The 15,161-nt window shown below is 72.5% G+C and carries 13 protein-coding genes and 1 rRNA gene; 2 read left to right on the plus strand and 12 right to left on the minus strand.

Annotation, left to right across the window (positions count from 1 at the left end; translation table 11 throughout):
• Both ACWEQL_RS34435 and ACWEQL_RS34440 read left to right on the plus strand, forming a co-directional pair.
• Positions 1–972 (plus strand): YsnF/AvaK domain-containing protein (locus ACWEQL_RS34435; RefSeq protein WP_452154322.1); only part of this gene is annotated, 972 nt, incomplete at its 5' end.
• Positions 973–1,135: 163 nt separating this feature from the next.
• Entirely contained in the window at positions 1,136–2,620 is a 1,485-nt protein-coding gene (locus tag ACWEQL_RS34440; RefSeq protein WP_452154323.1) for an MFS transporter, read from the plus strand.
• Between the two features lie 165 nt (positions 2,621–2,785).
• Here the strand turns inward: ACWEQL_RS34440 and ACWEQL_RS34445 are convergent, their stop codons facing one another.
• From ACWEQL_RS34445 to rrf, 12 genes are all read right to left on the minus strand, one after another.
• Positions 2,786–4,195: a DNA polymerase IV gene (locus tag ACWEQL_RS34445; protein WP_452154324.1), complete on the minus strand. Its 1,410-nt coding sequence runs from the start codon at positions 4,193–4,195 to the stop codon at positions 2,786–2,788.
• 48 nt (positions 4,196–4,243) lie between these two features.
• Positions 4,244–4,990, minus strand: a complete 747-nt coding sequence (locus ACWEQL_RS34450; protein ID WP_452154325.1) for a SanA/YdcF family protein — start codon at positions 4,988–4,990, stop codon at positions 4,244–4,246.
• Between the two features lie 133 nt (positions 4,991–5,123).
• A complete protein-coding gene (locus tag ACWEQL_RS34455; RefSeq protein WP_452154331.1) occupies positions 5,124–5,678 on the minus strand; it encodes a MerR family transcriptional regulator in 555 nt (184 codons plus the stop codon).
• A 412-nt stretch (positions 5,679–6,090) separates the two neighbouring features.
• On the minus strand, positions 6,091–6,567 hold the full coding sequence (locus ACWEQL_RS34460) for a bifunctional nuclease family protein (RefSeq protein ID WP_030303568.1): 477 nt from the start codon (positions 6,565–6,567) through the stop codon (positions 6,091–6,093).
• 85 nt (positions 6,568–6,652) lie between these two features.
• A complete protein-coding gene (gene ftsR / locus ACWEQL_RS34465; protein ID WP_452154332.1) occupies positions 6,653–7,345 on the minus strand; it encodes a transcriptional regulator FtsR in 693 nt (230 codons plus the stop codon).
• A 185-nt stretch (positions 7,346–7,530) separates the two neighbouring features.
• On the minus strand, positions 7,531–8,433 hold the full coding sequence (locus tag ACWEQL_RS34470; protein ID WP_452154326.1) for an FHA domain-containing protein: 903 nt from the start codon (positions 8,431–8,433) through the stop codon (positions 7,531–7,533).
• 217 nt (positions 8,434–8,650) lie between these two features.
• Entirely contained in the window at positions 8,651–10,066 is a 1,416-nt protein-coding gene (locus tag ACWEQL_RS34475) for a DUF881 domain-containing protein (protein WP_452154327.1), read from the minus strand.
• The gene (locus ACWEQL_RS34480; protein ID WP_033825430.1) at positions 10,050–10,382 is read right to left on the minus strand and encodes a small basic family protein; all 333 of its coding nucleotides are present in this window, start codon (positions 10,380–10,382) and stop codon (positions 10,050–10,052) included. The genes ACWEQL_RS34475 and ACWEQL_RS34480 overlap by 17 nt, the downstream gene beginning before the upstream one ends.
• On the minus strand, positions 10,379–11,491 hold the full coding sequence (locus tag ACWEQL_RS34485) for a DUF881 domain-containing protein (protein ID WP_452154328.1): 1,113 nt from the start codon (positions 11,489–11,491) through the stop codon (positions 10,379–10,381). Before ACWEQL_RS34485 ends, ACWEQL_RS34480 begins: the two co-directional genes overlap by 4 nt.
• A gap of 174 nt (positions 11,492–11,665) precedes the next feature.
• Entirely contained in the window at positions 11,666–14,161 is a 2,496-nt protein-coding gene (locus ACWEQL_RS34490) for a sugar phosphate nucleotidyltransferase (RefSeq protein WP_452154329.1), read from the minus strand.
• A gap of 197 nt (positions 14,162–14,358) precedes the next feature.
• Positions 14,359–14,976: a CDP-alcohol phosphatidyltransferase family protein gene (locus ACWEQL_RS34495; RefSeq protein ID WP_452154330.1), complete on the minus strand. Its 618-nt coding sequence runs from the start codon at positions 14,974–14,976 to the stop codon at positions 14,359–14,361.
• Between the two features lie 99 nt (positions 14,977–15,075).
• Positions 15,076–15,161 (minus strand): 5S ribosomal RNA (rrf, locus tag ACWEQL_RS34500); the annotation flags it as partial.

Below are 15,161 nucleotides of genomic sequence, written 5' to 3' on the forward strand. Positions count from 1 at the left end.
GGGGCCGGCACGCCCGGCGCGGCACCGACCGGCGCCCCCAGCAACCCCGCCAACCCGGACGGCGGGCTGGTCAACGGCCTCACCAACGGTACCGAGAGCTCGCGCACCTCCGGCCCCGCGCCGACCGCCGAACCGGCCGCCCCCGCCCGGACGGCGGCCTTCCCCACCTCGTCGAATGCGACCACCATGCCCGTCCCGCAGATCACCGAGCCCGCACAGCCCCCCACCACCCCGGCCCCCGCCACCTCCGCCCACGCCGCCGCCGACCTCGACCGCCCGGGCCACGACCGGCCCGCACCGGAGAAGCCGGGCCTCGACAAGCCCGTCCACGACCGCCCGGCCGAGGCCAACGTCCGCCCGCTCGCCACCACTCCCCCGAGCGCCCAGGCCGCGCCGGCCACCACGGTCGAGCCCGGCCCGGCCGATTCCGCCCCCAGCGGCCCGGTGGAGATCACCTGCCGCGAGGAGCGGCTGGACATCACCACCGACTGGCACGTCGTGGGCACCGCGAAGCTGCGCAAGTACGTCACCAGCGAGCCCGTGGAGCGGCGGATCCGGGTGGTCCGCGAACGCGTGCGGGTGGAGCGGATGCCGGTCTCCGAGTCCGAGCGGGCGGCGCTGACCGAGAAGGAGATCGAGGAGGCGGTCGAGGAGGTCACCCTGCGCGAGGAGCGCCCGGTGGTGCGCAAGTACCTGGCGCCGATCGAGCGGGTGCGGCTGGTGGTCGAGCGGTACACCGCCGAGGAGGTGGTCCGCGACGAGCTGCGGCGCGAGCACGTGGAGGTGCACGACAGCACCGCCGGCGCGGCGCAGCACGGCTCCCCCGCCGCGGCCGGCATGCCCGGGCCCCAGCACCCCGCCCCGCCCTCCCCGGCTTCCTCCTCCACCTCCCCCTCCTCCGCCCCGCCCTCCGCCCCCTCCTCCACCCCCGGCGGCGAGGGCCGGCCGGCCCCGCTGCGCCCGCTCGTCTGAGGCGGGCCCACCCCTCGTCCCGAGCATGGGGCCCCGGACCGCACCGCCCACCGGTCCGGGGCCCCGCACTTTGCCAAAGCTTCACCAATCGATATTTGACATACTGAAGTATCTCCCTGCATGGTTATTTCAGTTCATTCACTATGTACGGGAGGAAGCAACCGTGAGTGAGGCACCACAGCCCACCACCGCGGCCGGGAAGCAGAGCAGCGCGCGGGTCCTGCCCGCCCTGATCCTGGCGATGCTGTCGTTCAGCGTGGTGCAGACCGCGGTCGTCCCGATCCTGCCCTCGCTGGCCAAGGAGCTGGACGTCTCCGGCTCCAGCATCACCTGGCTGATGACCGCCAACCTGCTGTCCGCGGCGGTCCTGACCCCGCTGCTCGGCCGCTTCGGCGACCTGCGCGGCCGCAAGCCGATGCTGCTCATCTCGCTCGTCGGCCTGGTCGCCGGCTCCGCGCTCGCGGTGAGCACCCACTCCTTCACCTGGCTGGTCGTCGCCCGCGTCCTGCAGGGCGCCGGCGGTGGCGTGCTGCCGCTGGCCATCAGCATCGTCCGCGACGAGCTGCCCAAGGAGAAGGTCACCGGCGGCGTCGCCGCGATCAGCGCCTCGATGGGCGTCGGCTCCGGCCTCGGCCTGGTCGCCACCGGTCTGCTCCTGGAGCACTGGAGCTACAAGTCGATCTTCTGGATGGGCCTGGTCTTCGGCCTGATCGCGGTCGCCCTGGTGGCCGTCCGGGTGCCCACCGACCCGGTCGTCGACAAGGAGGGCGGCGCCGACCCGCTCGGCGCGATCACCCTGGCCGGCTGGCTCTCCGCCCTGCTGGTCGCGGTCAGCCAGGGCAACACCTGGGGCTGGACCTCCAACCGCACCCTCGGCCTGTTCGCCGTCGCCGCCGTGGTCGCCCTGGCCTGGGGCGTCATCGAGGTCAAGGTGAAGCACCCGCTGGTCGACATGAAGATGATGGGCCGCCCGGCCGTCGCCTTCACCAACCTGGCCGGCCTGCTGATCGGCTTCGGCATGTACGGCTCCTTCATGGTCATCAGCAACTTCGCCCAGACCCCGGAGAAGCTCGCCCACTACGGCTTCACCGCCACCGTGCTGCACGCCGGCGTGATGCTGCTGCCCTCCGCGCTCGGCTCGATGGTCGCCGCCCCGGTCGGCGCCCTGCTGATCGCCCGCCGCGGCCCCCGCCTGCCGCTGGTCCTCGGTGGCGTCCTCGGCGCCGTCGCGATGGCCTACCTCGCCGTCCGGCACGACGCCGAGGCCGACATCTACTTCGCCTCGGCCGTCTTCGGCCTGGGCATCGGCCTCGCCTTCTCGGCCATGCCGGCGTACATCAACGGCGCCGTCCCGGTCGAGCAGAGCGGCATCGCCAACGGCATGAACGCCGTGCTGCGCACCGTCGGCGGCGCCATCGGCACCGCCGTGATGGCCGCCATCCTCACCGGCGACACCATGAAGCTGCCGATCCCGGTCTCGCTGCCCACCCTGGACGCGTACGAGCACGCCTTCTGGACCGCCGCCGTGGTCTGCCTGGTCGCCGGCGCCGTCCCGTTCCTGATCCGCCGGATCAAGCCCGCCGACGCTCCCGTCCGGAGCGTCCCGGCCGACAGCGCGACCCCCGCGCTGGCCACGACCGACGCCTGACGAGGCGTCCCCCCGCGCCCGGGGACAGGGCGCGGGGGATGCCGGCCGCGACGGTCGACGAGGGCATCTCGACCGTCGCGGACCGGCCCGGCACGCGGCCCCGCCCGGAACCCCCTCCGGGCGGGGCCGCCTCGCGTCCACCGGCCCGCGTCCACCGGCCCTCGTCTACCGGCCCGCGTCCTGCGCGGAGCCGTCCCCGCCACCGGAGCCCTCCTCACCACCGCGCAGCGGCAGCGGCGAGGAGGGCTCCAGCGCCGGATCGTCCACCCCGAAGGTCCGCACCCGGCCCGGCCCGCTCCACGGCGTCTCGAAGCGCACGGTCACCCGGCCGACCCCGCTGCCCTGCACCCATCCCGGCCCGTGCTCGGCGTGCCGCACGTCCTGGCCCGGCGACCAGCGCCGAACCGCCGGCGCCTCCTCCACCGGCTCCGCGGCCGGCCCCTCGGCGTCCTCCTCCTCGCCCGCCCCGCCCTCGTGCGCGGCCTGGGCGAACAGGTCCTCCTGGGTGTAGTCGGCCAGCTGCGCCACACCGACGCCCAACAGCCGCACCCCGCCGGTGATGTCCACCTGCGAGGCCAGCCGGCGGGCCGTCTCCATGACCACCGCCTCGTCGTCGGTCGGACCGCGCAGCGTCTCCGAACGGGTGAGCGTCGAGAAGTCGAACCGCCGCACCTTCAGCACCACCGTGCGCCCCGAGCGGCCGGCCGCCCGCAGCCTGCGCACACAGCGCGCGGCCAGCACGTCCACCTCGCGCAGCACCCGCTCCCGGTCGGCCAGGTCCACCTCGAAGGTGTCCTCCACCGAGACCGACTTGGCGTCCTGGTCGGCCACCACCGGCCGGTCGTCCAGCCCTATCGACATCTGGTACACGCCCGCGCCGTGCGAGCGGCCCAGCAGCTGCACCAGCTCCGTCTCACCCGCCCCGGCCAGCTCGGCCACCGTGGTGAGCCCGGCCCGGCGCAGCACCTGCTCGGTGGCCGGGCCGATCCCGGGCAGCGTGCGCACCGGCAGCGGGCCGAGCACCGCGCGCTCCTGGCCGGGCTCGATCATCACCAGGCCGTCCGGCTTGGCCCGCTCGGAGGCGATCTTGGCCATCAGCTTGGAGCCGGCCGCGCCCACCGAGGCGGTCAGACCGGTCCGGCGCACGATGTCCGCCCGCAGGTCCTCCGCCAGCGCCAGCACCAGCCGCTCGCCCGTCCCGTGCTCCGCCCCGGCCAGCGCCGGCCCGTACGGCCCGGCCTCCAGGTCCACGAAGGCCTCGTCCAGGCTGAGCGGCTGCACCAGCGGCGACAGCTCCCGCAGCAGGCCCATCACGATCTCGCTGACCTGCCGGTACGCCTCGAAGCGCCCGCTCAGGAAGGCCGCGTTGGGGCAGAGCCGGCGGGCCTGGGCCATCGGCATCGCCGAGTGCACCCCGAAGCGGCGGGCCTCGTACGAGGCGGTGGACACCACGCCGCGCCCGCCCAGCCCGCCGACGATCACCGGCTTCCCGCGCAGGCTCGGCTTGGCCGCCTGCTCCACCGCGGCGAAGAAGGCGTCCATGTCGAGGTGGATGATGCTCGGCAGTGACCGCACCCGCCGATCATCCCGCACGGGTACGACAGCCGGGCCCCGCCGACCGCCTCAGCGCCGGGCGGCGGCGTCGGCCAGGGCGCGCGGGATGCCCGGCTCGGCCGGGCCGAGGAACACCGGGTCGGGCCGCAGCAGCACGTTCAGCGCCGCCTTGCCGGCCCCCGGGATCTCCCGTAGCTCTCCGTAGCGCCAGGTGACGTCGTGCCACTCCTCGACCCCGACCGCGTACGAGGCGATCCCGGCCGCCTCGCAGAGCGCCACCGCCCGCCGGACGTGGAAGGTCTGGCTGACCAGCAGCGCCCGGTCCACCCCGAAGATCCGCCTGGCCCGGGTGCAGGAGTCCCAGGTGTCGAAGCCCGCGTAGTCGCCGACCACCCGCACCGGGGGCACCCCGTGCTCGATCAGGTAGTCGCGCATCGCGTCGGTCTCGTCGTAGCTGACCCGGCCGTTGTCGCCGGTGACCAGGATCGCCTCGACCTTCCGCATCCGGTACAGCTCGACCGCCGCGTCCAGCCGGTGCGCCAGGTACGGCGAGGGTCGGCCCCGGTCCAGCCCGGCGCCGAAGACCACCGCCACCGGAGCGCTCGGCGCGCTCTCCACGGTGCCGACCTGACGGTCCGTGGTGAACCGCAGCCAGGCACTCGGCGCGAGCGCCACCACGCAGCAGACGGCGGTGAGCTGGAACAGCCGCCGCTGGACGCGCCGCTGCCGCAACCGCGCCGCCGCACGGACGGCGAATCGTTTCGCCTTCCGTCCGAGCAGCCCGGGTACGCCCGTTCTCCCGACGCCCAACCGCACGTGCCCTCCCTCGACCGGCCCGCCCGGACCGTACGACCACGGCCGCCCACCTCGATCGGCCCACCTGCCCCGACGACGCCGAGGGCCCGGACGGTTCCCCGTCCGGGCCCTCGGTCGGTCGTCGAACGGCGGGTCAGACCGCCCGGTTGCGGCGCTGTGCCAGCTCGTCCGCCGGATTGTGGCCGACCAGCGTCTCACCGGTGTCGGTCCGCTCGGCGTGCAGCCGCGAGAGCGCCAGCTCCAGCTCCTGCCAGACCGCGCCGACCGCGATCCCGAACACGCCCTGACCGCTCTTCAGCAGATCCACCACCTGCTGCGGCGTGGTGCACTCGTACACGGTGGCGCCGTCGCACATCAGGGTCAGCCCGGCCAGGTCGGCGACCTCGGCGGACTGCAGATGGGCGACCGCCACCCGGATGTTCTGCAGCGAGACGCCCGCGTCCAGCAGCCGCTTGACGATCTTCAGCAGCAGGATGTCGCGGAAGCTGTAGAGCCGCTGACTGCTCGCCGGGTACACCGAGCGCACGCTCGGCTCCAGCAGACCCGTCCGGGCCCAGTAGTCCAGCTGGCGGTAGGTGATGCCGGCCGCGGCGCAGGCCGTCGGACCGCGGTAGCCGATCAGCGCGGAGGTCGGCGCCAGCCGCTCGATCGCGGGCTGGCCCGCCTGCACGGCCGGGAAGCGGGCCATCCTGGGCAGCTCCGTCCGGGGCAGCTCCGTCCGGGGCAGTTCCGTCACGGTACGGGCGCTGCGCGGCAGGTGCACGGCGCACAGGCCTCCCACGGCCGCGTCATCGCCGGTACTGGTCACGCCTACCTCCGTCCACTCGTGCTGCGGGCACCCCGGACCGCGGGTGTCGGTCACCCGGGCAGCCACTCCTGACGGTAGGCAGTAGCCCATGGCCCGTCAACGATCGCCACGCCGGACCGGACAAGCCGCATCACCCGGGAGAGTGGTTTTTCGTGCCCCCAGTGTGGGTAGGTGGACGCATTTTGGCAAAACGCCGCGCGGGCCTCCGCCGGGCCTGTATCAGTGACCCGACCAGCTCGGCGCAGCTGGCTCATCGCGGGCGGCTCATCCCGGCCGCCTCATCGGGCCGGCCTCACTGGGGGCCGCTGCCGCCGAAGTCCTCGGGGGACACCTGGTCGAGGAACTCGCGGAACTTCTCGACCTCGTCCTCCTGCTCGTCCGGGATCGCGATGCCCGCCTCGGCGAGCACCTCCTCGCTCCCGTAGATCGGGGTGCCGGTGCGCAGTGCCAGCGCTATCGCGTCGGACGGCCGGGCACTCACCTCCACCCCGCCGGCGAACACCAGCTCCGCGTAGAACACGCCCTCGCGCAGGTCGGTGATCCGCACCTCGGTGAGCTGCTGGCCGAGCGCCTCCAGGACGTCCTTGAAGAGGTCGTGCGTCAACGGGCGCACCGGCGTCATGCCCTGCTGGGCGAAGGCGATCGCGGTCGCCTCGCCGGGGCCGATCCAGATCGGCAGGTACCGATCGCCCCCGACCTCCCGCAGCAGCACGATCGGCTGGTTGGAAGGCATCTCCACCCGGACACCCACGACGTCGAGCTCATTCACACAGGCAACCCTATGGCTCCCCAGCAAGATATGAAAGCGCAGGCCCGACGGCGCAGGTCAGCGGGGTCGGCCCGGTCGGGGAGGGTCACGCCCGGGTACGCATCCCGGCCTGGACCATCGCCGCGTGCAGCCGCACCGACAGGGTGGCCAGCTCCCGGGCGGTCGCCTCGGCGTGCGCCCTGGTCTGCGGGTTGCGGTGCCGGCGCAGCGGTGCGACCACCTGCTCCACCAGCGCGATCTCACGGTCGGCGGCCGCCTTCACGGCTCTCAGGTGGCGCGGCTCCAGCCCGTACCGGCCGAGCTCGGCGACCAGCCGGGCCACCTGCAGCGCCTCGCCGTCGTAGCCGCCGTCCGGCCCGGGGGCCACCAGCCCGTACGACTCCCACTCGACCAGCTCGCCCTCTCCGGCCTCGGCCGCGGCGAGCAGTTCGGCCCGCCCGAGCCGGACCCCGACGGCGGCCTCGGCACCCGCCACCAGCTCGCGGTCCGCCTCCTCCAGGGGGCCCGGCCGGGCCTCGGCCGAGGGCAGCGCCGGCGGGCTCTCACCGCGCTCGATCGCGTCCAGGTGCTCGCGGATCACCCGCAGCGGCAGGTAGTGGTCACGCTGCATGCGCAGCACGTACGCCAGCCGCTCGACGTCGGCCGGGCTGAACTTGCGGTACCCCGAGGGGGTGCGCTGCGGCTCGACCAGACCCTCCGCCTCCAGGAACCTGATCTTGGAGATGGTGACCTCGGGGAAGTCGTCGCGCAGGAAGGCCAGCACCGCGCCGATGCTCAGCAACTCCTCGCCGCCGCGCCGGCGGGCCTCCCCGGCACGCCGGTCCACTGCCCGGACCGGCTGCCTGGGGGCCGCGACCGTCCCGTGGACGCCCTGGTCCGCCTGCGGACCGGACGGCACGGGGTCGGTCGCCCCGAGAGATGAAGGAGTATGCGCGCTCACTCGGGCTCCTGCCGAAGTCGTGGTCAGTACCCCCGGTTGTGGCCGGCGAAGAACACCAGCCGGTACTTCCCGATCTGCACCTCGTCGCCGTTGTTCAGCGCCACCTCGTCGATCCGCTCCCGGTTGACGTAGGTGCCGTTGAGGCTGCCCACGTCGGCGACGGTGAAGCCGCCCGGGGTGCGGCGGAACTCCACGTGCCGGCGCGAGACCGTGACGTCGTCCAGGAAGATGTCGCCCTGCGGGTGACGGCCGGCCGTGGTGATGTCCGAGTCCAGCAGGAACCGGCTGCCGGAGTTCGGGCCGCGCTGGACGATCAGCAGGGCCGAGCCCGGCGGCAGCGCGTCGATGGCGGCCAGCACCTCGGGCGACAGCGCCGGCGTGGCACCGGTGCCGGTGGTGGTGTTGGGGTCGTAGGACTCCAGACCGGAGATCGAGATGGTCGAGGTGGTCTCCGCCGCCCCCTCGGGCAGCACGCCACCGCGCAGCGCCGTGCCGCAGTTGGAGCAGAAGCGGGCAGCGACCGGGCTCGGGTTCCCGCAACGGGGGCACGGGGTGTAGCCAGCCATGTTCGAAGCCTCCTGGCGCGGCACACCCGACGGGTTGTGCCCGGCGTACGGGTCCGGGGCAAACCCTCCACCAGAGGTTGAGGGTCCCGACTGGAAACCTATGCGCGGGTCGACGGAAGGGTCAACCGACGCGCCGTACGGCGCCGGATTCCCCGCGAGCTGGGCTCCGCCGTCCCGGAAGAGCGGCCGCTCGGCAGGAGCGGGGTAGCCCGCCACCTCGTACCCGGCCGCCTCGGGGGCGGGTCGCATGCCCGGCACGGACGGCTCCTCGCCGGCCCTGCGGTGCCGGGCGGTAGGCGCCTCGACGGCCGCCTCGTCCTGGCTCTTGTTACGGCCGAACAACTTGGAGAAGAAACTCACGGGCGAATCCCCTTGCGTGTGACAGACCCGCCCGCGGGGCAGGGTGAGAACCTCGGACAGGCTGCGGACCCGGTGATGGTACGGGCCGACGGGAGTGGTGCTCCGACGTGTGGTGCTCCGGCATCTCGTGCCGTGGACCAGTCTCGCCGACCCGGCTGCGACGCCCTCCACCGGGGGCCGCCCGCAGCTGACGGGCCGTACGGCGAGTAGTGCGCCGTCACTTCGGTGCCGGCTTGGCGTGCTGGGGCGTCCGCAGCTCGACGACGGCGTCGACGACGACCTTCTGCTGCTGGGAGATGGTGGCCTTCGCCGAGTTGTTCTCCAGCGTCCGCACCACACCTCCCGGGATGTTCAGCGCCGGCGCCAGGTCCTGCGGGTTCCCCACCACGGTGAAGCGGTACGGCTGCGAGACCTTCTTGCCGTCGATCTGCACACCGCCCCCCGTCACGTCGGTGAAGTGGGTGCTGACCACCACTCGCACATCGTTGATCTGAATCGCCTCCGCCCCCGCCGCTCGGAGTTCCTGCAGGGTGTCCAGCAGCATATCCGCCTTCACCTGCCCTTGGGGATCATCGACCGTGAGTACGATGCCCGGACCAGTGGCTTTGACGGTGCCGGCGAGCACGCCGAGCTCCGTCACCTTCTTCCTGGTCTGTTCCTGGGCCTCCTTGGCCTGGTTGGAGCTGTTCTCCAACTTGGCCAGGGACTGCTCCAACTCCGCCTTCTCCTGTTGGAGACGCTGCTGACGGCTGTCCAGTTCGTCGAGGATGCGGACGAGATCCTCCTGGCGGGCGCCGCGTAGCTGACTGTCGTGGTCGTTGGTCGACCGGACCTGGATCGCCAGGGCCAGGCCCAGTGAGAACAGCAGCAGCGCCACCACCAGCTGACCGCGCGACAGCCGCGGCGGCCAGAGGGCCGCCTTCATCCGGCGACGACCGGCGTTCCGGGGGTCGGGCTCGGTCTCGGGCTCCGCCTCGGCAGCGGGGTCGGGCTCCGCCTCGGCAGCGGGGTCGGGCTCCGGGGTGGCGGGCTCGGCGGCGGGCGCGAGGGTCGTCGGCGGCTCGGGTACGGCGTCCGCCACGGGCGCCGGACCGGGGGCGGGCTTCGGCGCGGGTATGGCCGCCGGCGCGGGCACCGGGGCCGCCGCGAGCGCCACTGCGGGCTCCTCCGGCACGACCGGCACCGGCTCGTCCGCCGGCTCCTCGACGGCCTCCGCCTCCGCCTTCCCCTCGCACTCGGCCTCGGGCTTGGACTCGGCCTCGGCCTCGGGCTCGGCCTCGGGCTCGGCCTCGGGCTCGGGCTCGGGCTCGGCAGCAGCAGAAGCCACGGCGTCGGCCTCCGCCTGCGGTGCCACGTCCTCCGCGCTCTCCACGGCCTTCACATCGGCGGCCGCCTCGGCCTTCGCGCCGGCCTCCGGCTCCGTCACCGCTCCGGCCTCCGGGTCCGCCTTCCGATCGGCGTTCGGCCCGGCCTTCGGTTCCGCCTCGGGGTCCGCCTTCAGGTCCGTCCTCGGTTCGGCCTTCGCCCCTGCCGCCGGCCCGTCCTTGCCCTCGTGCACCGCGTCTCCTGCCCGTTCGTCCCGGCCCCCGTCGTCGTCCACCGGCCCCCGGCCGGCCTCAGGCGCGGAAGACATGGCGCCTGATCGCTGCGGCGTTGGAGAAGATGCGGATGCCGAGGACGACGACCACACCCGTGGACAGCTGCGAGCCGACGCCCAGCTGGTCGCCGAGGAAGACGATCAGCGCCGCGACGACCACGTTGGAGAGGAACGAGACGACGAACACCTTGTCGTTGAAGATCCCGTCCAGCATCGCCCGGACACCGCCGAACACCGCGTCCAGGGCCGCCACGACCGCGATCGGCAGGTACGGCACGACGGCGTCCGGCACCTCGGGCTGGACGAAGAGTCCGACGACCACCCCGATCACAAGACCCAGTACGGCAATCACGGTCTGGCTGCTCCTGTCCCGGTGGCCGACGACCCGGTCGTGGTCGCCGTGGAGGATTGGGTGCTGGTGGTGGTCTTCTTCGACGGGCTCGGCGAGCCGGTCGCCTTCCCCGAGCGGCTCGCACTCGGGCTGGGGGTCGGGCTGGGGCCGGACGAACCGCTTGCCGTCGGGCTCGGTGTGCCGCCCGCCGTCGGCGCCGCCCCGGACGGCACGGCCGACGGGCTCGCCGACGCCTCCGGCACGGACGGCTGCGCGGTGCGGAGCGTCACGCCGAGCGCGGCGGGCAGGGTCAGGTTCTTCTGCGCCGAGATGCTGGACTTGATCCCGTACTTCTCCTGCAGGAGCCGCAGGTACTCCCCCGCCATCGTGCGCTCGAAGGCGGACATCATCGCGCCCCCGTCCCCCAGCGCCAGCACGGTGTACGGCGGGACCAGCGGCCGGTTGTCCACCAGCACCGCCTCGCCCGCGTTGCGGATCGCCGAGAGGCCGGTCAGGCGCTGCCCGTTGATCGAGATCGCCTCGGCGCCGGACTGCCAGAGGCCGTTGACGACGAGTTGCAGGTCGCGGTCGCGCAGCCGCCCGCTGTTGGCGAAGCTCTCGGCCCGCGGGTCGACGGCCCCGCCGGCACCGGTGCCGGGGGCGTCCTCCAGGATCAGCCGGACACCCGGTCCGGTCACCTCGCCCGTGCCGACCGCGCCCGCCAGGGCGGCGAGCCCGCCGTCGTCCGAGGCCAGCGCCTGCTGCTGGGTGGTGTCGACCCTGCGCCGCAGGTCCTGGACCTGCTGCTGGAGGCGGTCCGCGGAGGCGTTGCTGTCGTTGATCCGGTGGATCAACGCGTCCCGTTCCTTGGCGAGCGTGGGCGCCGCCTTCTGGGCGTTCACCGCGCCGACCGTCAGGATCGCCCCGACCAGTACCAGCCCGGCGCCCAAGGTCGCCATGCCCCGGGCGGTGGTGGGTATCCGGCTGTCCCGGGCCCCGCCCCTGGCCTCGGCGGCCTCGGCGTAGCCCTCGTCCAGGCCGTGGTTCATCACGTTGTTCAGCAGGGACATCGACGCGTCCGGACGGTCGTACCGTCCGTCGCGGGCACTCGGCGTCGGCGTCGCTGGCATGCGGACCATCGTCCCATGTCGCCGGAGGGCCTCGTGCACGCCCCCTGAGCTGCGGACACAGCATAAGCGAACAAAGGCATGAAACGGACACCGGGGGCGGGCCGAACCGTCGGCCCGCCCCCGGTTCCTCACAGCGGCATCACACCGGCGACACCGGCGCCGCCGCCCGCGCGGTCAGCGTCCGGCACCCTCCACGACGGCCGCCCACTCGTCGAGCAGCGCCTCGGTGGCGTCGTCGTCCGGGCCCTCGGCCCACAGGTGGGTGACCGCCTCGGCCGGGTCCGGCAGCACCAGCGTCCACCGCCCGTCCGCCTCGACCACCCGCACGCCGTCCGTGGTGTCCAGCCGCCGGTTGCCGGCCGCCTCCACCACCGAACGCATCACCATTCCCTTCGCCGCCCACGGCGTCGCGATGTCCCGTCGCCGGATGTGCGCCTGCGGGATGCGGGCGTCGATCTGGCTGAGCGTCAGCTGCGTCCGGGCGACCAGCCCGACCAGCCGGACGAAGGCCGCGGCGCCGTCCAGCACCCCGCTGAACTCCGGGACGACGAACCCGCCGCGCCCGTCCCCGCCGAACACCGTGCTCTCGGCGGCGGCCGCCTTGGCCAGGTCGTCCGGAGTGGTGGTGGTCCAGGTGACCTGGGTGCCGTGGTACGCGGCGACCTGCTCGGCGATCCTGGTCGTGGTCACCGGCAACGCCACCTGACCGCTGCGACGTTCGGCCGCCACCAGGTCGAGCAGCACCAGCAGCGCACGGTCGTCGTCGATCACCCGGCCCAGCTCGTCCACGAAGGCCACCCGCTCGCCCACCGGGTCGAACCGCACGCCGAACGCCGCCCGGGAGGAGGCGACCAGCTCGCCGAGCCTCGCCAGCCCGACCCGACGCTCCTCCGCGTCCTCGGTCGGCCGGGCCTCGTCCAGCCCGCTGGAGACGGTCAGCGCCTCCACCCCGAGCCGGCCGAGGATGCTGGGCAGGACGAGGCCCGCGCTGCCGTGCGCGGTGTCCACGACCACCTTCAGTCCGGCCTCGCGCACCCCGGTGGTGTCCACGGCCCGCAGCAGGTTGCCCGCGTAGGAGTCGAAGACGCTGGACGGGAAGGTCAGGTCACCGATCTCCCCGGGGAAGGCCCGGCGGTACTCCTGGCGCGCGTACACCCGGTCCAGCTTGCGCTGCCCGGCCTGCGAGAGGTCGGCCCCGCGTTCGTCGAAGAACAGGATGTCCAGCGAGTCCGGGATCCCGGGGGTGGTCCGCAGGAAGATCCCGCCGGCGCTCCCCCGCGCGGTGTGCTGCCGGGCCACCGGCATCGGCACGTTCTCCAGGTCTCGCACATCGATGGCGCTGGTCTGGAGCGCCGAGATCATCGCCCGCTTGAGCGCCCGCGCACCGCGCGAGTGGTCACGCGCGATGGTGACGGTGGCCCCCTTCTTCAGCGTCGTCGCGTACGCGCCCGCCAGCCGGACGGCCAGCTCCGGGGTGATCTCCACGTTCAGGATCCCCGAGACACCGCGCAGCCCGAACAGGTGCTCCTGCCCCCGGGACTCCCAGATGACCGAGGTGTTGACGACCGCACCGGCCTCGATCGTCTTGAACGGGTAGACCCGGACGTTGGCCGCGATGATCGACTCCTCGCCGATCAGGCACTCGTCCCCGATGACCGCGCCGTCCTCGATCCGAGCGGCCCGCATGACGTCGGTGTTCTTGCCGATCACGCAGCCGCGCAGATTGCTCTGCGGCCCCACGTACACGTTGTCGTGGATCACCGCCTTGTGCAGGAAGGCCCCGCGCTTCACGACCACGTTGCTGCCCAGCACCGTGTGCTCGCGGATCTCCACGCCGGCCTCGACCTTGGCGTAGTCCCCGATGTACAGCGGCCCGCGGAGCACGGCCTCCGGGTCCACCTCGGCCCCTTCGGCCACCCAGACGCCCGGCGAGATCTCGAAGCCGTCGAGCTCGACCTCGACCTTGCCCTCCAGGACGTCGGCCTGCGCCTTGCCGTAGCTCTCGTGCGTGCCCACGTCCTCCCAGTAGCCCTCGGCGATGTAGCCGTAGACCGGCTTGCCCTCCTTGAGCAACTGCGGGAACACATCGCTCGACCAGTCCACGGATTCACCGGCCGCGACGTAGTCGAAGACCTCCGGCTCCATCACGTAGATACCGGTGTTCACGGTGTCCGAGAACACCTGGCCCCAGGTCGGCTTCTCCAGGAATCGCTCGACCCGGCCCTCTTCATCGGTGATCGTGATACCGAACTCCAGTGGATTCGGCACCCTCGTGAGGCAGACGGTGACCAACGCGCCCTTGTCACGGTGGAAGGCGATCAATTCGGAGAGATTGAAGTCGGTCAGCGCGTCGCCGGAGATCACCAGAAAGGAGTCGTCCCGCAACGCGTCCTCGGCGTTCTTGACGCTCCCCGCGGTACCGAGCGGAGTCTCCTCATTGGCATACGTCAGATGCATACCGAGCTCTTCGCCGTCACCGAAGTAGTTCTTGACGAGCGAGGCCAGGAACTGGACTGTCACGACGGTGTCGGAGAGACCGTGCCGCTTCAGCAGCCTCAGTACGTGCTCCATGATCGGCCTGTTGGCGACCGGTAGCAGCGGCTTCGGCATGCTGGAGGTCATCGGGCGGAGACGGGTCCCCTCGCCCCCTGCCATTACAACGGCTTTCATTGCGGGTGCGTCCTCCTTCGCGGTGGTGGACCTACAGGCCCATCAAACCGTTCCAGGGGATCTCTACCCGGAAGATATCGTCCGACTCACCGTGTCGTCGTGGGACTTCTCTCAGATCACGTCCACCAGATGGACGTCACCGGGTTTCGACCGGCCGCCGGCCGGGCCCGCGACCGCCCGGCAACGCGGGCGGTCGATCACGCCGCGGAAGGGGGTGCGGAGCTCGCCCGGATGATCTGCCGCGCCTGCACCGCGTACAGAATGGCGGCCCACCAGTAGAGCGTGGTCCCCCACCAGATGAAGGCCCAACTCACGATCTCCGCCGGCCGGGCGATCCAGCTGTCACCGGTGCCGAGCAACAGCAGCGGGAAGGCGTACATCAGATTGAATGTCGCGGCCTTCCCCAGGAAACTCACCTGCAACGGCCCGTAGCCGTGCCGGTTGAGAATCGGCAGCAGCGAGGCGATGAACAGCTCGCGCGCGAGCAGGATCGCCGTCAGCCACCACGGCAGGATCTCCCGCCAGGTGAGCCCCACCAGCGTCGAGAGGACGTACAGCCGGTCCGCCAGCGGGTCGAGCAGCTGCCCGACCCGGCTGATCTGCCCCCACCTGCGGGCGAGCTTGCCGTCCAGGTAGTCGCTGATACCGCTGAGCATCAGCACCAGCAGGGCCCAGCCGTCGTTGTTGGGCCCGCCGAACACCGGCCAGAGGATCAGCCAGAGGAAGACCGGCACACCGATCAGCCGGCCCATGCTCAGCAGGTTGGGGATGGTGAGGACACGATCGGTCTGGACCCGCGTCTCCTGGACCTCCACCCGGGGCCTCCCTGTACCGTGTGACGACTTTTGCACGAAGACCTTACAACAGAGAAGCCCCCGTCCGGTTCACCCGGCGGGGGCTTCTCTTGAATGATTGTTCGGCGGCGTCCTACTCTCCCACAGGGTCCCCCCTGCAGTACCATCGGCGCTGTGAGGCTTAGCTTCCGGGTTCGGAATGTAAC

Source organism: Kitasatospora sp. NPDC004240, from assembly GCF_053603215.1.